Origin of the sequence: Microcoleus sp. Pol11C3 (assembly GCF_036701485.1) — a bacterium.
Lineage (GTDB): Bacteria > Cyanobacteriota > Cyanobacteriia > Cyanobacteriales > Microcoleaceae > Microcoleus.
Genome location: NZ_JAUBQW010000106.1, coordinates 1 through 22,178, shown reverse-complemented (window position 1 = coordinate 22,178; position 22,178 = coordinate 1). Strand labels below are relative to the sequence as shown.

The 22,178-nt window shown below is 43.3% G+C and carries 15 protein-coding genes; 5 read left to right on the top strand and 10 right to left on the bottom strand.

All coding sequences use genetic code 11. The annotated features are described in order from the left end of the window. Window positions 1-352: 352 nt before the first annotated feature. Entirely contained in the window at window positions 353-1,066 is a 714-nt protein-coding gene (locus tag QUA40_RS21090; protein ID WP_333129408.1) for a DUF1997 domain-containing protein, read from the bottom strand. A 121-nt stretch (window positions 1,067-1,187) separates the two neighbouring features. Between QUA40_RS21090 and QUA40_RS21085 the strand changes: the two genes are divergently transcribed. Both QUA40_RS21085 and QUA40_RS29090 read left to right on the top strand, forming a co-directional pair. Then, window positions 1,188-1,847 (top strand): NAD(P)H-binding protein, encoded by a 660-nt coding sequence (locus tag QUA40_RS21085; protein ID WP_333129406.1) that lies wholly within the window; start codon window positions 1,188-1,190, stop codon window positions 1,845-1,847. Between the two features lie 276 nt (window positions 1,848-2,123). Next, window positions 2,124-3,410 (top strand): glycoside hydrolase family 24 protein, encoded by a 1,287-nt coding sequence (locus tag QUA40_RS29090; RefSeq protein WP_445301176.1) that lies wholly within the window; start codon window positions 2,124-2,126, stop codon window positions 3,408-3,410. A gap of 108 nt (window positions 3,411-3,518) precedes the next feature. Here the strand turns inward: QUA40_RS29090 and QUA40_RS21075 are convergent, their stop codons facing one another. After that, the gene (locus QUA40_RS21075) at window positions 3,519-3,911 is read right to left on the bottom strand and encodes a hypothetical protein (RefSeq protein WP_333129404.1); all 393 of its coding nucleotides are present in this window, start codon (window positions 3,909-3,911) and stop codon (window positions 3,519-3,521) included. A 254-nt stretch (window positions 3,912-4,165) separates the two neighbouring features. Here QUA40_RS21075 and QUA40_RS21070 point away from each other — a divergent pair, with 254 nt between their 5' ends. Further along, entirely contained in the window at window positions 4,166-4,366 is a 201-nt protein-coding gene (locus tag QUA40_RS21070) for a hypothetical protein (RefSeq protein WP_333129402.1), read from the top strand. Between the two features lie 46 nt (window positions 4,367-4,412). Here the strand turns inward: QUA40_RS21070 and QUA40_RS21065 are convergent, their stop codons facing one another. Further along, window positions 4,413-4,757, bottom strand: a complete 345-nt coding sequence (locus QUA40_RS21065; protein ID WP_015174589.1) for a hypothetical protein — start codon at window positions 4,755-4,757, stop codon at window positions 4,413-4,415. Between the two features lie 207 nt (window positions 4,758-4,964). Here QUA40_RS21065 and QUA40_RS21060 point away from each other — a divergent pair, with 207 nt between their 5' ends. Continuing rightward, a complete protein-coding gene (locus QUA40_RS21060; protein ID WP_333129399.1) occupies window positions 4,965-6,425 on the top strand; it encodes an SGNH/GDSL hydrolase family protein in 1,461 nt (486 codons plus the stop codon). A gap of 600 nt (window positions 6,426-7,025) precedes the next feature. Here QUA40_RS21060 and QUA40_RS21055 read toward each other — a convergent pair. From QUA40_RS21055 to QUA40_RS21025, 7 genes are all read right to left on the bottom strand, one after another. Continuing rightward, on the bottom strand, window positions 7,026-8,570 hold the full coding sequence (locus QUA40_RS21055) for a response regulator (RefSeq protein ID WP_333129397.1): 1,545 nt from the start codon (window positions 8,568-8,570) through the stop codon (window positions 7,026-7,028). Next, complete coding sequence (locus QUA40_RS21050) at window positions 8,570-14,491, bottom strand: AAA family ATPase (protein ID WP_333129395.1); 5,922 nt, start codon at window positions 14,489-14,491, stop codon at window positions 8,570-8,572. Before QUA40_RS21050 ends, QUA40_RS21055 begins: the two co-directional genes overlap by 1 nt. 1,319 nt (window positions 14,492-15,810) lie before the next feature. Continuing rightward, a complete protein-coding gene (locus QUA40_RS21045) occupies window positions 15,811-16,629 on the bottom strand; it encodes an MlaE family lipid ABC transporter permease subunit (protein ID WP_333129393.1) in 819 nt (272 codons plus the stop codon). Window positions 16,630-16,869: 240 nt separating this feature from the next. Beyond that, on the bottom strand, window positions 16,870-17,904 hold the full coding sequence (locus tag QUA40_RS21040; protein ID WP_333129391.1) for a patatin-like phospholipase family protein: 1,035 nt from the start codon (window positions 17,902-17,904) through the stop codon (window positions 16,870-16,872). Between the two features lie 87 nt (window positions 17,905-17,991). After that, a complete protein-coding gene (gene mtnB / locus QUA40_RS21035) occupies window positions 17,992-18,618 on the bottom strand; it encodes a methylthioribulose 1-phosphate dehydratase (protein WP_333129389.1) in 627 nt (208 codons plus the stop codon). Between the two features lie 242 nt (window positions 18,619-18,860). Further along, the gene (locus QUA40_RS21030; protein ID WP_333129388.1) at window positions 18,861-19,529 is read right to left on the bottom strand and encodes an HAD-IB family phosphatase; all 669 of its coding nucleotides are present in this window, start codon (window positions 19,527-19,529) and stop codon (window positions 18,861-18,863) included. A gap of 133 nt (window positions 19,530-19,662) precedes the next feature. Further along, the gene (locus QUA40_RS21025; RefSeq protein ID WP_445301175.1) at window positions 19,663-20,499 is read right to left on the bottom strand and encodes a Crp/Fnr family transcriptional regulator; all 837 of its coding nucleotides are present in this window, start codon (window positions 20,497-20,499) and stop codon (window positions 19,663-19,665) included. 355 nt (window positions 20,500-20,854) lie between these two features. Between QUA40_RS21025 and QUA40_RS21020 the strand changes: the two genes are divergently transcribed. Further along, window positions 20,855-21,892 (top strand): DALR anticodon-binding domain-containing protein, encoded by a 1,038-nt coding sequence (locus QUA40_RS21020; RefSeq protein WP_333129386.1) that lies wholly within the window; start codon window positions 20,855-20,857, stop codon window positions 21,890-21,892. The last annotated feature ends 286 nt before the right edge of the window (window positions 21,893-22,178 follow it).

The window sequence follows — 22,178 nt, the reverse complement described above, 5'->3', positions numbered from 1 at the left end:
AGTTTCACACGTTTGAGCTTGTTAAGAAAGTCCCTCTTGACTTTCTATCGCTCTTCTTAACTTGTCACCAATGGCATATGGCAGGTTGATCGAGGGCGGGAACGCACCATCCACCGCCTACCCCAAATCGGTTTCTTTGTACTTCATACCAATTTGAAAAAGTCTTGCTACGATTGTTAATGTTAGACAAATTATCTTTGATTTACATCACCCCCCGCCGGACACGGCAATGCCGTTTCCCTACATACAATTTCCTCTAATTTTTATGTAGAAATTGTTTGGATAATTGGTATAAAATGGGTAAGGTGCGCCCATAAGCAGCCTACAAATGTGAGTTAGGGCGCAAGTCTTGTTAGTGTTTCTTAGGATTTTTCGGAAAAGGAATGCCCAAACTTTCGTGAAAAACAACCTGAGTTTTATAAGTCAAGCGGCGGTTAACTTGTTTGATGATTTTTTCCAAAAGCGCATCGCCGGTTTTTTCAATTAAAGGTTGAGACATCGATCGAATAAACTTAGGAAAACAAACCCCCACAGCCAAATCCAGCTTCCACGTAGCGCTGGTAATCGCAGGAGGCAGCTTCGCACGTTCCGACGCAGGCCAATCAGCGGCAAACTCCTGGGAGGGTATCTCCACTAGCTTCATTGCCGATCGAAAATCCACTTCATACCCAGGCGAGGTATAATCCGGAACCGGAATAGTCTTAATCAAATAGCAGCCTTCAGCGTCAGGCGGCAGCAACTCTAAACCAATTCTCGCTTCAACACGGTAGCCGAAAGCCCCAAAACGCCCGATTAATAAATCATAGCCGTTTTCTCCGAGCGGCTGGGCCTTCATGGGCGAAGCGCACTGGCAAAACCAAGTCTTGTGGTTGTTCAAATGGTTTGCCACCGTCTCCGCATCGGCGTACATCTCCATGCTGTCTTCAAAATGCGTGTGAAACCAAATCGGCTCAACTTCCTCTCCTGCATCCGCGCTTCCACTTTCGGGCTTTCCGAAACTCGCATCTGGGTAGTAATTTTCGTCTGAAGCTTCAACAGTTTGATATTCAGCGGAATCGTGCTTCATCGTATGCTCTCCTGGTATACACGCCAATCGATCGGGTTGGGGATGTGTTAAGGGAGTTTCCTCTCTACAATTGAGAAATTGATACCAACAAAACTTACCCTAGTTCAGCATAACTCGACTTATGAAAGCATTTGTAGCAGGAGCCACAGGCCAGACGGGCCGCCGCATCGTCGCAGAATTGGTCAAGCGGGGCATTCCCGTGCGGGCTTTAGTGCGGAATCTAGACACGGCTAGGCAAATTTTACCGCCGGAGGTAGAGTTAGTGACTGGGGATGTATTAAATGCGACTTCTCTGGGCGATGCGATCGGCGACAGTACGGTGTTGCTATGCGCGACAGGGGCCGCCCCGGGTTTTGACCCGACAGCGCCTTACAAGGTGGATTTTGAAGGTACTAAAAATTTGGTGGATGCAGCTAAGGCTAAAGGAATTGAGCATTTTGTGCTCGTGACTTCTCTATGCGTCTCTAACTTTTTTCACCCGCTGAATTTGTTCTGGCTGATTCTGGTTTGGAAAAAGCAAGCCGAGGAGTATTTGGAAAAAAGCGGCTTGATTTATACCATTGTCCGCCCGGGCGGTCTCAAAAATGAGGATAATTCAGATGCGATCGTCATGACTGGTGCAGACAAAATGTTTGAGAGCAGCATTCCCCGCACCAAGGTAGCCCAAGTGTGCGTGGAGGCGCTGTTTCAGCCGAATTCTCGCAACAAGGTTGTGGAAATTGTGGCGAAGTCGGAGGCTCCGCAAAAGAGTTTTGAGGAGTTGTTTGCGGGCGTGGTTTGATTAGAGCTCATCAGCTTTTGTGCATTTAACTGGTATCTTTGGGGCGGGCAAGATGCTCACCTCACAAGAACTTTGATTTCTTGTGAGGTGGGCATCTTGCCTGTAAGTCTTGTGGAACAGGCATCTTGCCTGTAAGTCTTGTGGAACAGGCATCTTGCCTGTTACTGACATTGGTGTCTGATGTAAGCTCGATCGCACTTGCAAAATTTCCGATCACCAAATCTGGCAAAATCTTAATAGTTTTACTATTCGCCGTTAAAATTTCCCTCTCTCAGCATGAAAACTCTCAAGTGGCCAGCTTGGTTCCCCTATCCGATTTCGTGGTTAAGGGCATTTGCTCTCGCTCAGAGTTTTAGTTTTTTCCTTCGCAGGGGCATTCCTTTTGTCAGCGACAATATCGGCTTTCTGACTCTACTGCTGGGGGCTTGGCTGATTCAGTTGCCTTTGTTTTTTATTTGTCACTTGTTCGCCGTCAAAATCTTAAATCCGTTACTAATTAGGCTGCCGGGCAGCTTTCGCGTTGCGCGCAAGTTCAAGCGCCGACACACTGGTATTCGATCGCACTTGCGAGAAGGCTTGAATGCTGTTGTAGTGATTTTTTTTGCATTTAATCTGTCCCTTTTGGTACAACTTGCGATTTTTTATTGGCCAGCGCTATCGATCGATCCGGCTCAGTTGCTAACAGGAATATCTACTCTAACAAATATTGCGCTCGCCGGTGAATTCGATTTCTGGCTCATCAAATTGGCAGGGGTTTTATCGAGTTTAACGCTGTTAGCGGCGCCGCTATATCAATACGATTTTAGGGTGCGCCGGATGCGGGTGGCTCGAAAATTAGCCGAAATTGCGGAAATGGAAATGACTGTCTTTGAAGCTGAGAAATTGGGCCGTCGAAAAAGGGGTTTGCTGAGGCGATCGGAAATTCAAATCTTCGGATTTCTACTTTTAATCGGCGCTGTGATTAGCGGCGGTGTTTTTGTGGTTGCTAATTTGCGGGGAAATCCGCAGTTGTCACCCTCGGCGAGTGAGGGGAGAAAATCGCCGCCGCTGGCTATGAAAACCGGCGATCCTTACATTCGAGCTCTGATGCGAACTATTTCTGCTAGCGAGTCGAATGTTGCTCGACCTTATCACGTTGTTTACGGTGGCAAATACATATTAGATTTGAGCCGCCATCCTGACTGGTGCGTGAAGATTGTTAATGGCCCGAATCGCGGCCAGTGTACTACGGCAGCGGGCAGGTATCAATTTCTGACTACGACTTGGAAGGAGAAGGCTAAGCGCTATCAGGCCCGTCGTGCTAATTTCTTATTCTGGGAAGATTACAGTTTTGAACCAGAAGATCAGGATGCTGTGGTTTATGCTTGGTTGAGCGATCGCAAGTTTTGGAAAGCTGATATTCCTGAGATGTTGCGGCAGGAAAGATTAACTGAGGTATTGCGGATGCTTTCGGGAACTTGGACGAGTTTGGGATATGGAATAGAGAACAATTCTATGAGTTCTCGTTTGCCGAAAGTTTACCGGGAAATGCTGCGGGAAGAATTGGAAAATTCTGGTTCTTAGGGAGTTAAAGGTTGGCGGTTGAGGGTTGATGGTTAACTGTTAACGAATGTTATTAGTTATTAACAAATTAAAGCGATTAAGAAATAACCACTAACAAGTAATCTGTAACTAATCCTTCAATTTGGGTAAAAATGCTGTCAAACATTTGTACAATTCTAATCCCGGTTCTGCTTGCAGGGGATAAAGCCTGTCGAAATTAATGGGGTTTCCCGGTGCTAATTTCCACTCTGTTTTCTGTGCTGTTTTTGGAGAAATTTCGATCCCTACCGTGATGTTAATAATGTTGTTTTGCTGGGGGATGCCCCGGAAGCAGTAACTTTTGCCAGTGCGTTTGTCTGAATCGCTGCCGGTGATGTATCTGTCTTGTTTGCGAAATTGAATTTCTCTGAAAGGTCGATCGATCACAAAGGAGTCTCGGTAGCGGTAGTCGCCGTCGCGCAAGCTTTCGACAGTCGGCCTGATTTGACTTATAACTGTTGCTGGACTAAGAGTTAGCATCATTGAGCCGCGTTCCTCTTGTGAAATCGGTGATTTTGGTGCCTGGTGGCTGAGTCGCTGTGGGCGATCGGCTTAAACAAACGCGCCTTCTAACAAATTAATAAAAATTGTTATACAGTTTAAGTTGATCCCTGCCTATCGTGAATAATTATTGCATGGTTTCATCTCTGATACCGATCTGAGGAACAATAGAAATATTAAGCAAGCCCGGAGAAATTTTACGGGCGCATATCTAGAGATTAACTGAGGATACTGCTATGTTTGGGCTGACGCGAGAAACAAAAAATTTAGGGCGGGTTGAAACCGGAAATTCGGAACGGCGAGGCTCTATCACCTCTGCGTCCAAAAGTATCTGCATTGTCCGATCGCGAGTTTACAAAGATGAGGCTTTGGTGTCGGCCGCGCTAGCGGGACTGCCAGCTCTTTTGGCATCCCTCGAAAGCTTTCGGGAGCGGTAGAGTTTGACACTTTCTCTTTTTAAACATCGGAGTTAACTGAATTAAATTATTGCCAAACGCCGGAAAAGATATTCTTGACTGCGATCGCAATTCGATTTAAGTCTTCCTTCAGCAGCGGTGGCCAAGAAACTCCTCTGCGGAGTCCAGCTTCAAATTGCTGCAAACCTTCTACTGAGAGTAAATGCAGTGCCGAGATTAATTGTCGATCGAGCATTGGAGATTCTTGCAGGCCCTCAAACAATATTTTTAAAGCTAATAAAATCGATGTCACCTGTCCGGGTACGGGAGGCTGACCTTGTTTGAGACGCATCAGGAAGGCGTCGGGATTTTTCTTGGTTTCCAGGGCGGTTCCTTGGTCAATCAGAAAACTGCGGGCTGTTTTGTAATCCATTAGATGTGCGATCGATCTCCTGCAATTAATTAGCTGGCATTATATCACTTTTTGTCGCGCTCAATTTGGTAATATATTTCCATACAGCCTACACTACAGCTACTCGTGAGGTGCCCCCATAAGCACGCTACAGCTATTGATTAGAGGCGTAGCATTCATCCCACAGTCGCCTTGAGCGAAGTGAAACGGACAGGGAAAAATAAAACAATGGCAAAACACCAAGGAAATAGCAGAAAATCCAAGATTTATAGCTACTTGTGGCTGCTTTTTTTGTGTCTGAGCTTTCTGTTAGTTCCGCTCATCCAAAAAATAGCGGCGGATACGCCATTCCCCCCACCCGCTCCTATTGAAAATAATGCTACTTTTGGAGCAAGGATTCAAAGGACGATGGGGCTACTTGCAGCTAGCACTCCAACAGACCGCCGCCCAGTGCGTATCCTATTCTACGGTCAATCTATCACAGAACAAGATTGGTGGAAAGATGTAGTGAAGGATTTGAGACAGCGATTTCCCTATGCAGATTTGATGGTGGAAAATCGGGCAATCGGAGGATTTGCCGCCCCAATTTTAATCCGTCCCAGCGAACACGATTTGTATCCTTTTTATCCAGACTTGCTAATTTTTCACGTCTACGGAGGCGATGAAGATTACGAAGCCATAATTGCCAATGTCCGCAGCCGCACTGCTAGCGAAATACTCTTGCATTCAGACCACATCGACTGGATGCCGAAAGGCAACAGCGACGATCCAAATTCAGTCAGCAGATACGAATGGCACAACACTCATTCTACTAAATGGCTGCCTGAGTTGGCAGATAAATACGGCTGCGAAATCGCCGAAATTCGTGAACCTTGGATGCGGTATTTGAAAGAGAATCGCTTGCAGCCCAAACAGCTATTGAGGGATGAAATTCACCTCAATGATTGGGGAAATTTTCTCTTAGCTGCTCTCATAAAACCGCACCTACGATACAAGCCAAATTCTCCTCAACCGGCCCAGGATTTAGTGAAAACTTATATAGTTGGCAACGATGTTAAGTGGAAAGATGGCAAGTTGGTTTTAGAATTTGAAGGAAATAGAATAGATGCGATCGCGGATAAAACCTTCAACGGCAAGGCAATTTCTGCTAGAATTGCGATCGACGGCAAAAAACCCTCAGAATTTCCTGAACTTTACAGCATCACCAGACCTAGCGTTACTCTTGGCGTCGGTTGGCCCGCCATCATCCAAATATCCAGTCAAAAACCGCTAATCGTCGAAGATTGGAAAGCCGTGATTACTGAGATTAACAGCGACGCCAGCAAGTTTAAATTTGACGTTGTAGGTTCTAAAACAGGCTACGACGGCAGCGGTACAAACGACAAATTGTTTGTCTCAAACTCGGGCCGTGTCGCCATTGAACCGAGAAACTGGTGGCTACAAAATGCCTATGAATACTCTAAAAAACCTACGCCTAAAGGCTTTGAGATTTCCTGGCAGGTGCGACCAATGTTTGTTGATTCATACGTTCCGCCCAAGATTGCAGATTCAAGTCGCGAATACCCTACAACATTGGCTCAGAATTTAAGCAACTCCAAACACACCCTCGAAATCGTCGCCGAAACAGATGGGAAAGTTCCAATTCAGGCAATTCGAGTGTATCGCCCTCCTTATATTCCTAAACCATGAATTAGGAATGAAAATTAAATAACTTAAGCGATTTCCTTGTTACCAGGCTCTGCCTGGTAACACATATCTTGAGGCTCTGCCTCATTTTACCTCGCAGCTTATAACAAAAAGGATTATAGGAGGTGTTTAAGTTATTAAGTTTTCATTCCTTAGGACTTGCATTCTTTACTACGAACTTAATTTATGTAGGGTTTCATGCACACCGCACCTGATCTCATAACAGTGGGAACCGCTGTTATGAGGTACAGTACCAGCAACTAGCTTTCCCAATTTCTTAAAGGTTGAGAATTCATGTTTGTTAAGGGCAGCGGTATGGTTGCATTTAATTTTGTCTCAGATTCATTAATGTGGTTTGAAGTTGGGTTTCAGTTGCATTTAATGTTGGCTCAAAAAAATCCTGATTGCGGTCTTGAGTGATTCTGATTGCGGGCTCCTACATTATGCCCATTTACGCTCTGCTTCGTCAGCTTTGAGAATAGCTATATTTTATATATTTGTGCACTGGCTGCCAGAAAATATGGAAATATTTACCGCATATAAAGCCAGTTTGGGATTTATTGGGGCTTAAAATTTGTTTAAGTCCTGTTAAGTTAAAATCACCTAAGAAATCCCCAAAGCTGTTTCAGACATCGGAATCAAATTGTTAGCAAATAATCGCTGGTTAATTGGAATATCAATAATAAACTTTGCCCCCTGATTAGGAGATGAAATACAATTGAGCTGACCACCGTGTTTCTCCACTACAATCTGATGGGAAATTGACAACCCAATACCAATGCCCTTCCCGAGAGGTTTAGTAGTAAAAAATGGCTCAAATAGGTGTCTACTGATATCTTCTGTCATCCCCGACCCGTTATCCTTAATCTGGATTACTACCCGATTGCTGTCCGTGACTTCAGTGCGAATGAAAATTTTAGAGGGATTGGCTTTCATTTCACTTAACGAGCGCGTCGAATTGTAATCCTCTAGGGCATCAATAGCATTAGCGAGAAGATTCATAAACACCTGGTTAAGCTGACCAGCATAACACTCTACCAGAGGCAGATTGCCGAACTCTTTGACCAACTCAATGGGAGGTCGATCGCCCCTTCCTTTAACGCGGTTATGCAAAATTAACAGAGTGCTATCAATACCCTGGTGAATATCCACTGGTTTCATCTGAGATTCATCGAATCGCGAGAAGATTCGCAGCGACTGAATAATTTCGCGAATACGGTCTACACCTACCTTCATTGAAGTCAGCAGTTTAGGCAAGTCTTCAACCAAAAACTCTAGTTCTATCTCGTCTATTTTATTTTTAATTTTTGCTCCCGAAACGGGGACTTCCTGCTGATAAAGATTGACTAGATCAATCAGATTTTGGGTATAATCATGGGCATAAGAAAGATTCCCAAAAATAAAATTAACGGGATTATTGATTTCATGGGCTACACCTGCAACAAGCTGACCTAAAGAAGACATTTTTTCGCTCTGCACAAGTTTAGTCTGGGTCAATTGCAATTCGCGAAAAGCTTTTTCTAAACATTGAGCTTGGGTTCGCAATTGAGCTTCCGACTGTTGCAATCCCGCCTCTGCTTGCAGACGCTCTTGAATCTCCTGTTTAAGCAATTGATTGGATTGAAAAAGTTCAGCCGTCCTTTCCTCAACTCGCCTTTCCAACTCCGATGCCAGCTTCAAGAGCGAAGATTCCGCTTTGACACGCTGTTCAATTTCTGCTTGCAAGCACACATTTTGCTCTAAGAGTTTCTTCGACAGGGTGCGGAGCTTCATGTGGACATTAACGCGAGCTAAAACCTCTTCATGCTGAAGAGGCTTAGTGATATAATCCACCGCACCAAGACTCAAACCTTTAACCTTATCCACCGTATCAGCAAGAGCAGTCATAAAAATTACGGGTATGTCTCTCGTTAAATCATTGGCTTTCAAACGGCGACAAGTTTCAAACCCATCTATTCCCGGCATCAGCACATCCAATAGGATCAGATCCGGTGCGGCATATTCGACCTTCTGGAGAGCACTTTGCCCATCCCTAGCTACCAATACTTTGAAGCCAAAATCTGCCAAAAAATCGAACAGGACACCTAAATTAGTCGGGGTGTCATCTACGATTAAAATAGTGCTTTGTTCGGGAAGTTCGTTATTCATTATTTTGCAGTCCTATATTTTTTAATAAACTCCAAGATTTGTTGTTCTTCAAATCCTTTCGCTAACTGGCGCAGATGCGTAGTAAATGGCACCCATTGCTCATTGAGTTGTTCGAGTTTTGCAGCTCGCTCCGCAATGCCTCGGAGATCGCCCATCATTGCTAGATCGAATAGAACGGCGATTTCCTCATCGGGGGGAGCTACAATTTCAGAACTTAGAGATTTTTTTTCTCCTTCTGCTTTCCTAATCTCTTCCTGGTTTTCTTCATAAATCCATTCTAACCCTAAATGAGTACGTAATTTTTCTAAAAGCTCCTCGATTCGTATGGGTTTGGGAATAAAATCATTACAACCTACCTCCACACTTTGTTGTCTATCGAAATCAAAAACGCTGGCCGAAGTAGCAATCACCACTAAATTAGTCTGACCTGGTGATTTGCGAATCCGGCGAGTCGCTTCTAAGCCGCTCATTACTGGCATCATCAAGTCCATTAAAATACAGTCGGGTTTAAACTCTCCCACCTTGTTTAAACAGTCCTGACCCTCCGTTGCTTCCAGAATTTCAAATCCTAACGGCTGAAGCATTCCTGCGATGATCGAACGATTCTGCCACTTGTCGTCAGCTATGAGAATTTTTCGCTTTCTGCCTTTGAAACCAACGATTGTGTGGGCATTGGCTTTGGCTGCATTCGTCGCCCATTCCGATACCTCTGGCAAATCTAAATCGAAGAAAAAAACGCTTCCTTGTCCTAATGTACTCTTCACATTTATTTCACCGCCCATCATCTGAACTAATTGGCGGCTAATCGCCAATCCCAATCCAGTTCCTTCAACCTTGCGATTGGCATCTCCTACTTGGTGAAAAGGCAAAAATATGTCTTGCAATTGCTCTGGTGCCATACCAACTCCGGTATCTTCCACTTGAAACCGGATCTTTTCCTCATGATATCCTACTTTGAATGCCACTCCACCTTTTTGGGTAAACTTAATAGCATTGCCAAGTAAGTTGATTAAAACTTGCCGCAACCGTTTTTCATCACCCTCTACGGCAATAGGTAGTTTGGTAATGGGCTCGTAAATCAGGGAGATTCCTTTTTGTTCTGCCCGAATATTGCAAATTTCAGCAATGCCTTCCAAAAATTGTGAGAAATGGAAATTACTCAAGTGGATTTCCATTTTTCGGGCTTCGATTTTGGACAGGTCTAAAATATCGTTAATCAGGGTTAAGAGGTGTTCGCCGCACTGACTAATGACGTTCAGACCATCTTTTTGCTGGTCAGCCAAGTTTTTTTGTCGTTTCAGGATTTGGGTGTAACCCAAAATGCCATTAAGTGGCGTTCGGAGTTCGTGGCTCATATTAGCAAGAAACTCACTTTTGGCAGAGTTGGCGGCTTTCGCTAATTCTTCTGCTTTTTGTAAATGGATATTTTTTTCTTGTAACTGTTGCGTTCTTTCTGTCACCTTCGCTTCTAAAGTAGCGTTGGCTTCTGCCAAATCGTTATAAAGACGGGCATTTTCAATTGAAATAGCTGCTTGAGAAGATAAAAGTTGTAAAACTTCTAAACGATCTGGAGTAAAAGCACCAATTGTGAGATTATTTTCTAAGTAAAAAATGCCAGTAAGTTTTCCTTGATGGATGATGGGAGTGCATAATACTGACTTGGGTTTTTGGTTGACAATATAACTATCTGCTGTGAAAGTTCCCTCACAACTCGCATCGTTTAATACAACATTTTCATGAGTTCGGGCAACATAGTTAATCAAAGATATGGGTAGTTGCTGACTCTTTTCCACTGGTATTGTTTGCAGCACTTCTACATCGCTATCTACAGTTCCATAGGCTTCTATTAGTAGATTATCAGATTTTTGTAAAATGAAAATGCCACTTTGAGCACCCGCATTCTCGATCGCAATTTTCATCAATTTTGCCAACAGCTTACTCAGTACAATTTCACCAGAAAGAGCTTGAGATGCTTTGATCACAGTAGCTAAATCTAGCGATCCTCCACTCCCTGTCGAGGTAGTGGTCATAGTGACCTGGCTACGTTGAGTTTCTGGCTTGGCTATCCGGGAAAATATTTGAGGATATCTGGCTTCCAAATCTTTGATTATAGCTAAAGCTCCCCAGCGACTATATCCGTAGTAAGCATCCGTTAAATAAATCCGAGCAATTTTATCTTTATCGCGGGAAAAATAAAACTCTGCTGCTAGTTCGTTAGCTAAGGCTTCTTCTTGGAGATATCCCTGTTCTTTGGCTCCTGCTATGGCGCGATCGTAATAATCGCTCGCTTCTAAAGGCTGTCCCAAAACCCGGGCTTTTTCTGCTTCTACTAAGTCATACTTGTGCTGGAAGTTACTCGGTGCATGAAACGCCCAAGTCTTCATTTTTTCTTGGTTAGCGGCTACTACACTTAGATATTTTTCTGGCTCTTTTGGCGAGGCTTTTGGATAGAGTGCTAGGAGGGCAAGAGAATGGTAGAAGTTGTAAATACTCATGTGCATTAATCCTGCCCCTGTGGCGGCATATTTTAATGCTAAATGGGCACTCAATACTGTTTGATCTGGCTCTTTAAATAGATAAGAGAGGATCATTTTGCCGACATAGTAAGCATAGAGTAAAGTCCCATTGTTAGAGAATTCCATTCCTGGAAGTAGTTCTTCTTCATTAAAATTTTCACCTAATAAATGGTATTTATCTGAGTTTTTATCGAGTAAATTGTCAACTATTTGCTGGTAAACTTTAACAAATAAAGTATCATATTCTTGTTTAAGCTTAATTGTCAGGGCAACATATTTTGCCTGCTCATGCTCAAGTTTCTGTAGTTCTCCCCCGCTTAAAAATAAGTGATTGCAATAATTGACTGTACTGTGACCAGCATATTCTAAGTCTCCAGTTTCCATACCACTTTGAATAGCATCAACCAAAGGCTCTAAGGTGTTACTAATCGGCTCTTTCCAAAATCTGATCACAGAATTAAATATACAAATTATCTTCGATTTCATTGTGATTGTATTAAACTTATCTAGCAATAAAATAGCTAGTTTACCAAATTGATATCCAGAGTCTGTATCTCCTAATCCTCCACAGAGGATCGCTCCATACCAAACATAAGCAAAAGCGACTTGAGGGGAATTTCCATACTTAATAGATAAGATAATTTTTGTATAAATAATTTTCGGAAACATCGCAGGATTTGCAATAAAAGCCGGCGTTGTCATGAGATTTAATATCCGCATAGCTGCAAGTTTATCGGGAGCTGTCATGGGCGGCAAGTTAGCTAAATCTTCAAAGATTAGTTCTTGAGGGGGTTCTTGCTCTAGGCTAATTCCCAACATTTCCAGAAACTCTACCCCATTATCTATAGCTGATTGTGCCCGATTTTCAGACATCTCTAATTGAACTTTCAGCTCGTAGACCTTGGCTTTTTCCAGAATGGTTTTTGCTTGTTTCAGGATTATCTCAGACAACTGTTGCGATCGTTCAAAGTTAGTGTTTATATATTCAGTTTCTGCTGCTTCCAGATGCAGGGCGATCGTTAGATCGTACTGACTCTCCCAGCTATCCTCCCCAAGTAGTTCTAAACCCACCTTCAAATATTTTACAGCCGACTCATAAGCTGTGGCACCTTTGGCTTTCTGTCCGGCGATCAGATTCAGTTCGGCCAACTCATATCTTTCCAACTCCAAAGTGATTAAATCGGTTCCGTAATTTAGTTGGTTAACCAGTGCAAAGATATTTTCTTTTCGTTCTTCAGGCTTTGTAGAATGCAGCAGTAGTTGACCGATTTTTAGGTGAGTTTCTTTTTTCTGCTCGTCGGGAATTAGAGAATAAGATGCCTGCTGCACTCGATCGTGCAAAAACTTATAAATGACATCAAACTGCTCGGTTGAATTTTCTGTCCAGGTTTCCGAGTCAAATAGCAGGGGGATTTTGTAAGAATTATTTAGCGGAATCACAAAACCAGCTTGTAGCGCTTCCCATAAATCTCTTGCCGTCTCTGACTGAGATTTTTTATTAGCAATTGCCAAAACTTCTAAACTAAATTTATCTCCTATACAGGCAGCTAATTTTAAGACCTTCTGCGTCGGGTACGATAGCTTTTGAATTTGGCTGACCATCAATTCGACGACATTATCGCTGATATCAATGTCTTCAATCAGTTGCATATCCCACTGCCAACAAACTCGATTGAAATCAAAGGAGAGAAGTTGGTCTTGATAAAGAGATTTGAGCAGTTGAGTTAAGAAGAAGGGATTCCCCTGGGTTTTCTGAAAAACTAACTCAGCGAGGGGCAAAACTTGGGAAATTTGACTGCAAAGAGTTTCGCTTACTAATTGGTTAACATGAGATATATCTAAAGATTGGAGTATAATATTATGTACTGTTGCCCTGGTATTTTGAATTTGCTCTAAGGTATAAATTAAGGGATGAGTAGCACTGACTTCATTATCTCGATAAGCCCCAATTAATAGCAGATATTTACTATCTGGATCGGTCATTATTAGCTGGATAAGCTTAAGCGAAGCTGAATCGGCCCACTGCAAGTCATCCAAAAATATCACTAGGGGGTGTTGGGGTTTACTAAACACCTGTATAAATTTTTGAAACACTCGATTAAATCGGTTTTGAGATTCAGTGGGTCCCAAAGTCGGAACCGCAGGCTGCGGATCAATAATCTTTTCTACTTCGGGAATAACCTCAATAATAATTGACCCATTGGCACCAAGTGCTTCGAGAATTTTAGCTTTCCAAATTGCTATTTGAGCCGAATTTTCAGTAAGCAGTTGCCGCATCAATCCTTGAAATGCTTGAATTAAAGAAGCATAAGGAATATTCCGCTTAAATTGGTCAAATTTACCAGAAATAAAATACCCTCGTGCTCCGACTATAGGTTTATCAACTTCGTTAACTAAGGAAGATTTGCCGATACCTGAATAACCGGAAATTAGCATCATTTCCGTTGTTCCACCACTGACGCGAGCGAAGGCTTCTAGCAAACTAGCAACTTCTCTTTCCCGTCCATAGAGTTTTTGCGGAATTAGAAATTGGCTGTAGGAATCTAGTTGACCGATAATAAAGTGAGAAATCTCTCCTGAAGAAAGCATCTCCTGACAGGTTTCTAAGTCAACTTTTAGTCCCAAAGCACTTTGATATCTATCTTCAGCGGTTTTAGATAATAATTTCATTACAATTTCAGAAACTGTATCCGGGATTTCTGCATTCAGTTCTTTAGGAGGTATTGCTACTTTAGCTATATGACAGTGAACGAATTCTATGGGGTCTTTTGCGGCAAAAGGTAGCTTACCCGTCAGCATTTCATAAAATGTAATACCGAGGGAGTAAAAGTCGGTGCGGTAGTCCACTGAGCGGTTCATTCTGCCGGTTTGTTCCGGCGACATATAAGCGAGAGTTCCTTCTAATAAGTTGGGATTGGTGACGGTTTGATTTTCTCTATCTAAGAGAGAAGCAATGCTAAAATCAATAATTTTTACTTCTTTTGTCTCTGGGTCAATTAGGATATTGTGGGGCTTAATATCTTTATGGATAACATTACTTTGATGGATCTCTCCAAGAGTTTTTGCTAACTGAATCCCGATTTTTAGAAATGCGTTTATAGCCAAGGGTTGATTGTTAAGATAATCTTTCAAGGATTTACCGCTAAAATTTTCTACTATCAGCGCTAAGCCGTTATGATAGTTTTCTAAAGCTATAGGTTTGACTATTCCTTGACTGTCTAAATGTCGGAGTATTTTATGTTCGTGTTTTAATCGGGAAATTTCTTCGATTGTCGGATGCTCAGCTTTGAAGGTTTTGATAATTGCTGAGGTTCTATCAATATCTTTTGTGCCGCGATAAATAATAGTATTGACACTTTCGTAAATAGCTTCGCTTAGGTTGTAACCGAAAAAGCTAGAGATCATATGTGTAATTTCACTGATTGTAAATTGAAGAGCCGAGGGTATTTCAGTAGGTATACTGATATTTATGACTAAATTAAAAAATCTTTAAATGCACTATAAATAAGTATAATCTAAGCTTTTTAAATATTTTTTGAAGTGTAACAAATCTAAATATAAAAAAAACTAATACAGCGGGAACTGCTGTTATGGGCTAAAATAAATAAAAATAAAATATCATTGGGTAGTCAAATCTCATCAAAGCATATTCCCTGGTTCTCCGAGAAAAAATAGTCACAGCACATTTGGCAGAAAATATCTCAATGATAAAAGTAGCCACCAGATTTTCTGGAGTGTAAAAGTCTCGCCCAAAAACAGCCACGAACACCAACAAACTGAGGGAAATTTACAGCCGAAACAGAGAAGAAAATCGCAATTCAGTCATCTGACCAATGCGGAAGCATTCGTCAAAGCACTGCTAACAGCTCATCTTGATACAACCTTGGTGGATTTATCTGAATTATTTGTTATTAAGGTCGGAAATTGCGTGAGTCGGACGGCAATGTGTCGCAGCGCTGCAGAAATTAAGACTACATCGTAAAAAAAACCTGGTACAATAGGCAAGCCGCGACAGAAAGAGTTCAAAAATTAAGAGTGGAGTATTAGGACAATATCAAAGATATGGAGCCAGAAAACAAGCGTATTTTTCAAGGAAACCGGGATTCTAGTGAGTGCTACCAGAACTCATGCCCGTTCACAGCCCGGGACAAGAATATCTGACCTAAAGCCATTTTATCGAGGGTACTCATTTACAGCGATTGGCGCACTTAGTATTAATAAATTGCTGGGATTAATGACAGTGAAGATTTCACTTGATGGAGCGAAATTTGTCGTATTTATGCAATCAAGTATTAACAGGAGCGGTAGTAGGGATGGAGAATTTACAGCCCATAAACTAGCATCAATTGTGCCAATGATTGAATATTTAGGTGCGAGCGTTATTTGTTTATCCCCATACTCTCGCGTATTTGAATCCCCTTGAACAAGGGTTATCACAACTCAAATAAATAGTTTTGGCGAAGATTTGATCCAACTACCACGTTCCTGATTGATACAATAATTGCCGTTGCCCTTAACCAACATGAATCCTCAACATTTAATAATAAATTGGGCAAGCTAATTGCTGCTATTGTACCTCATAACAGCGGTAATTGCTGTATTTGTTAGTTTCTTATAAAGGAGCAGAAGTTTGTGTAGGATCAGTTTAAACCGCCGAGTATTATCACAAAGTTATTAACAAAGGCATGATATAACTCTTGTTTTATCGCCCGTACAACTCTCGATTAACCCCCGTTTCTCGTAATCCCCAACTCGTAAAACATCAACAGCGATAAAAACAAATCCGCCACAAAAATAAACACCCACGAAGTCACCACGGCAGCCGTTGCAGCTTGACCTACTCCTTTCCCTCCGCCCGCCGTCGTCAACCCCCAACCGCAACCGACAAGGGCAATTATCAACCCAAAAATAAAACTCTTAATCGCCACAGTTACTAAATCCCAAGGTCCCAAAGAAGTCCGCACCGATTCCAAAAATACCGATGGTTCCAACTCATAAAAATTAACCGCCACAAACAGCCCGCCCAAAATCCCCACTGCTACCGCAAAAATTGTTAACACTGGCAGCATGATGCAGGAAGCTATCACCCTCGGCACTACTAAATAATCAACCGGATTTGTTCTCAACATATACAGGGCGTCTATTTGTTCCGTCACCTGCATTTCTCCTATCTCTGCCGCAAAAGCCGAACCGACTTGTCCCGCCACCACGCCCGCCGTTAAAAGTGGTGCTAATTCGCCACAAAATGCCACAGCAAAAGGACCTCCCACCGCCTCAACCGCGCCAAAGCGCACCAATTCTCTGGCTGATTGAAATGTAAAAATCATGCCGCCAAAAAAGGCTATTAGCAGCACGGATCGGAAAGAATCCAGGCCTACTGTTACTAAATGTTCCATGATTTTGCGGTGGTCAGTTTTGCCTTGGAGTATGCGTAGCAGCACTTGACCGCCTAGGAACAACGTCACGAAAAACCGCTGAAACCACCTGTTATTGAAGGTTTCATCTAAATGTCGATCGTGCTTTTCTGAGTATTTTTTAACCAATGACTGAGGACTCGGGATTTATTGCAAACAGGGCGAAGCACTGCCACATAGATATTTTCGGCAATCCTACAGCAATTATTGCACGATTTGTCAACATATATTTTCAGTCGGCTGGCCCTGCGGTTGGTGCGGTATACCATTTTAGATTTTAGATTTTAGATTGGGACTGATGGATTATGTGGTAATCATCAGTCATTTCCAATTCTTCAATTCTAAAATCTAAAATCTAAAGCCCTATGACTACTCGGCAAGTAATAAGTCGATAAACTTATCCAACTCTTCCTTATACTTTTCGGCTTGAGCCTTCCCAATTCTCACCAGTGCCGATATCTTCTCTTCCGAGGCATCATCAATCGGCAGCGGTTTTTCGTGGCTCAAATCAGGATTAATTCTCAAATATTGATTGGGTCTTTCAATTGCATCAAAAATTTGGATCATTTGATAATTTACAGTTTCAGCAACTCCCGTCATCATGATATTAATCAAAGGCTGAACCCACTCAACTTGACCCCAATTTTTCGCTTCTTCGTAGGGAAAAACTTTCTGAGCTTGTCCCGTCCCGAGTGATAAAATTACCATATCTTGTGCTGTCGGGCCTCTATCAGGGCGATCGTCGGGAATTCTGAATTTATTTCTAACTTCTGCATAGGCACAAAGTGCGGGATTGTTTGCGAAAACTCCCCCGTCAATTAAAGCGTAGGATTCGTTGGTCAAAGAGCGAATTTTGGGAGCTTCAAAGAAAGTGGGAGCTGCAGATGTGGCTCGGGCGATATCTCTAATCAAATAGTCTTCGGCTGGATATTCTTTAGCATCTATTTGATCAAAAAAGTGAGCTTTTCTCCTTTCGATGTCGTAACTGGAAATTAAACAAGGTTTCAGCAGTTCGCTGAGTCTGCGATCTCCAAAGTTTTCCAAAAAGAATTGTTCTAAGCGATCGCCGGGATATTTCTCATCTATCCAACCGTCTATAGATCTGAGTTTTTGCCATAATGAACTCTTAAAAACGTCGCGGCCGCTCTTAATCGAAAAATCAACAGCATCTTCGGCAGACCACTGAGGTCTGGTGGGATTTTCGGCGTCAGGACACAAATAGATGCAAGTTAAAATTCCTCCCGCGCTCGTGCCGGCGATTAAATCAAAATAGTCAGCTATTCTCGCCTCTGGGTTGCCGCTTTTTTCTTGCAGCTTTGACTCAATGCTAGCTACTACTTGCGCCGGAATAATCCCTCTAATTCCTCCTCCATCTATGGATAAAATTCTGGTATATTTAGCCATAATTGTTGCCTATTCTAGATGTTTGCTCGTTTCCTAATCTCAAATTCCCAAGCCTCCGAATTCATGCACCGATTAATCTCAGCTTTCCTATCTCAAATCTACATTTAATTGGCGAGCTGCGATCGTATAGCGAAAAATGTATTCTACAATTTCTACGTAATTGTAGGCGACGGCTGGCGAGTCTGCCCAGACTGTGATGCCGTGATCGCGAATTAACAAAGCGGGTACAGACGGCGCTGAAACCGCAAAGAATTCGCAAATTTCCTGGGCTATTTTAGGCACTTCCAAATAATTTGCAAATAGGGGTATCGCCACCTGCGGGTTTTCCTCCCATACCCCCAAACCTTTCAGCATTTCGATCGCGGGTAAAGGCACTGCATCTCCTGCTGTTAGCCGAGAAACTAAATTTGCCTCTATCGAGTGGACGTGATAGCAAGCTTTAGCGTTTGGAAAACAATTGTAAACGGCTAAATGAATGCTGGTTTCCGCCGAAGGGCGGCTGTCGGGAACAGGTTGCTCGACAATTGCGCCGTCTGAGTTCATTCTGATAAAATCTTCTTCAGTTAACTTCCCTTTGGCGCGGCCGCTAGCAGTAATCCAAAAACTGCCATCGGGTAAGCGGGCTGAAAGATTGCCAGCAGTCCCAACCATCCAACCGCGATCGTAAAAATGTTTGGCTGCTGCAATTAAATCCGATCTCAAATCGCCACTCATTCTTTACAAATCCTCAGTTTTTTATCTACTTTTTAGGTTAATACTGACATTTTGTACTACTATTTTCAAGAACAGGCAAGATGCCTGTCCCACAAAGAAAGAGGAATTTTTTTGTGGGTTGAACACTTCTTCGCCCGTGAAAGGCTTCTTGACAATAGTAGTGGGGGGCTTATCTAAACCTAGGCTGGGTACTGCCCAATTTACCAATACACATATAGCCTTTGTTGAAAAAGGCTATAGTTTCACTTCCATTTCTGGGACAAACTTTCCAAGATATCAAAAAAATTATCCCATTTAGTATAAGGCTTTTGCTGTTCGTCTAGATACTCGGCAAGCCGATCGCGCGCAAACACCGACGAAGCCTGCAAAGCCATATTAAAATCCGTCAGCGAATCTCCGATCGCCACCTGTTCCTCGGCCGGGTGCTGGCCCATCACCCGCACCTTAGACACCAATTCCTCATCTCCTTCCAACTCAGAATTGACTTGCAACCGAGGGCCGCTAGCGTCCACATCCACAGCGTAAATAACGCTCGCCCGGTGTACCAAATCGCCCATTACCGTCTCTACCATAATCCGAAGACCGCCAGACACGATCGCAAAATCTACCTTTTTCTCGTCCAAAAAATCCAGCAATTCCAACAATCCCGGCCGCATCAGCCTTCCCCTAGAAAATTCCACAATTTCCCCGTAACATTCCGAGGGAATAGACTCTAGTAACTGCCGCACTCCCGATCGCAAACTCAGCCTTCTAGCATATATTTCAGGCATCAGTTGAGACGACAGTTCCGGTGCGAAATGCTTGAGCATTGCCACAAAAGTTTCTTCAACAGTTATAGTGCCGTCAAAGTCGCAGAATACCACCCGTTGCTGATTGTTCGGGATAGAAGAGTTTTGCTTGTCATCGGTCATTGTCAGTCGCACCTTTCAAGAACGGGAAAAGTTTACACCATTCATCGTACACTGTCGAGCGATCGAGCGCGACGGCAAACAACTAATAGCGACGCGCTGTTTCTTGGCAATTGCCCGCAGGATTTTATACAGATTATTCGACGGAATCGTCGAGAGAATCTTCGAGGGAATCGTCGAGAGAATCGTCGAGAGAATCTTCAAGAGAATCGTCGAGAGAATCTTCGAGGAATGCTTCTACATCGTGCTTTTGGTTTTTTTTCTTTTGGGGGTTAGACTTAGCTGGCAAACAGATTAAATTATCATCCTCAGTATTAATCAAACCTTTCGATCGCAACTTACCCATCAGTCGCGTCACCGTCACCCGCGTTGAGCCGATCGCGCTGCCAATTTGAGCGTGAGTCAAAGCCCAAGGCAGCCGGTAGCCCCGAACCACATCCGGTTCGCCGTCACCTACGTAAGGTTCGCCGAACTCCTCGATCAACAAAGTGAGAAATCCCAACAGTCGGTCGATCGTCCGGCGCTGTCCCAAAGTGCTCAGCCAGAGAAGTTTCCGCTGGTGCTGGTAGCGAAACGCATCCAAAATTTCCCTACGAAAGTGAGGCCAATTATCCAAGTCGTGCCAGTACATCCACACTACGTGAGTTTGATCGGCATGAGCGTAAGCTTGGAGAGTAAACGGAGACTGAGCAACCAGTTCAAAGGGCTGACCGGCGCCGACGAAGCCCAAAAAAGCTTCTTCTGTAGTTTTGTCAGCGGATTTTGACTTCGCCGTGGCAGCGCTAACTTGAGCGCTGCCTACGAGCCGCACAGAACCTTTCTGGACTAAATACAGCAGTCCGGGTCTTGCGGGAATCCGCTCGTCTTTGCTAAAAGTCCGGCAACGGTAGTGTTCCTGGGCCCAGTCGATAATTCGCTGCCAAGTGATAAAAGGTCGATCGATAGTCTCTAGAGGTGTGGAAGTTGATTGCATAAGTGAGGCTCTGGGATATATTTAATAGTGAGAAAAACAGCTTTTGCCAGCAGTGCGATACAAAGTGAGACAACCAACCCCCGATCAAGCTTGCACGCTTCTTAACTATGCTGACTTTTCTGTGTTTTACCGAAAGCTTCAATGTAGCAAAAAATACATCGAAATGGTAGAGTCCTGCAAAAAATTTGTCGTAAATTATTGTATAGTTAGCAAACAAATCGCTATAAAGCACATTAATTCGATGTAGCCCCGCCCGGGGGAGCCGATCGACCATCTCTGGCATCAGCAGTTTAACTTACAAGAACAGTGCAACTGGTAACAGTCGATCGTTGCTCTTACCGTAGGATCAGCCGATATGGATACAGCAAATATCTCGCAGTGCCCGGAAGTTACAGTGAAGTGTTTCTTGCTTTCCAAGTTCCAAAGCGCGATCGCCCAGCAGCGAAAACTAGAGGAAATTCCGTTAAATCTCATAGGTGGCACCATTCTCAAGAACAGGCAAGATGCCTGTTCCACAACAAGTGAATTTGATTGTGGGGTGGGCATCCTGCCCGCCCAAGATGCCTGTTCCACAACAAGTGAATGTGATTGTGGCGTGCCCCTCCTGCCCGCCCATAACAAGCTTATGGAGAATGGTGCAATATTTCCGTTAAATCGGAGTAAAGATAGCGCGCGGGTGCTGTATGTGTCTGCGATCGCCCTCAAATTAGCTAAAACTTGGCAGCAGGCACCGCAGGCGATCGCGGCACAGTTAGCCGAATCTCTCCAACCGCTGTGCTACCCAGATTTCGCCGTTAAAGTCGCGCCGGCGGGAATTATCGAGGTGGAGTTGACTGATGCAGGTTTAGCCGTCTGGTTGCAGCGTTTAGCTCAAACGAACCTCCCAGTTCCAGAATCTCGAATATTATCTCCTGTTGTGTCAGCCGATCGACTGTTTCCCATTCAGTACAGCCACGCGCGCTGCTGTTCCCTGCTGCAAATGGCCCACCGCGATCGGATAATTTCGATCGCGCAGCCGGATGTCGCTACAGCGCCACAAATTTGGTCGCTGGCGGCTCCAAATCCTATCCCTTGGATTGACGATGGCGATCGACTGCGGTTAGTGCATCCAGCAGAACGCAGTTTAATATCGCAACTGTTAACAGTGCTAGACAATTTATATCCTACTTTTGATGTAAAGAACCGCAAAAAACCTATCAATTATTTCAAATTAGCCAATAGTTTGAGCGAAGCATTTCAGATTTTTTACAGCCAGTGCCGAATTTGGGGGAAAGTTAAAATAGAACAGCCCAAACTCGCCCAATCCCGCTTGGGCTTAATATTAGCAACTCAATCTTTGTTGCGATTTATCCTAAAAGAGTTATTGAACGCTCTTGCTCCTTTAGAACTTTGATTGTGTTCCCATTTTTAGCAACCTTTATTCATACCAAGAGGTGGGTTTCCGAAAGTTTCCTTGACTTGTTCCATCGGAAAAGATCTTTGTTTTATCTGGTTCACCCTGAAGAACCCAGTAACCTACTGTCGCATAGGCAATTTATAAAAAGTTAGCTATTTATTGATTAATAATTAATAATGCAATTAATAATTTTTCTCTAATTTGGGCGGCTCTTCAGAACTTGTGGTGATAAGTTTATCTAATCAAGTGCTAAAATGTTTAATGTTTTTGAGTGGTTAAATCT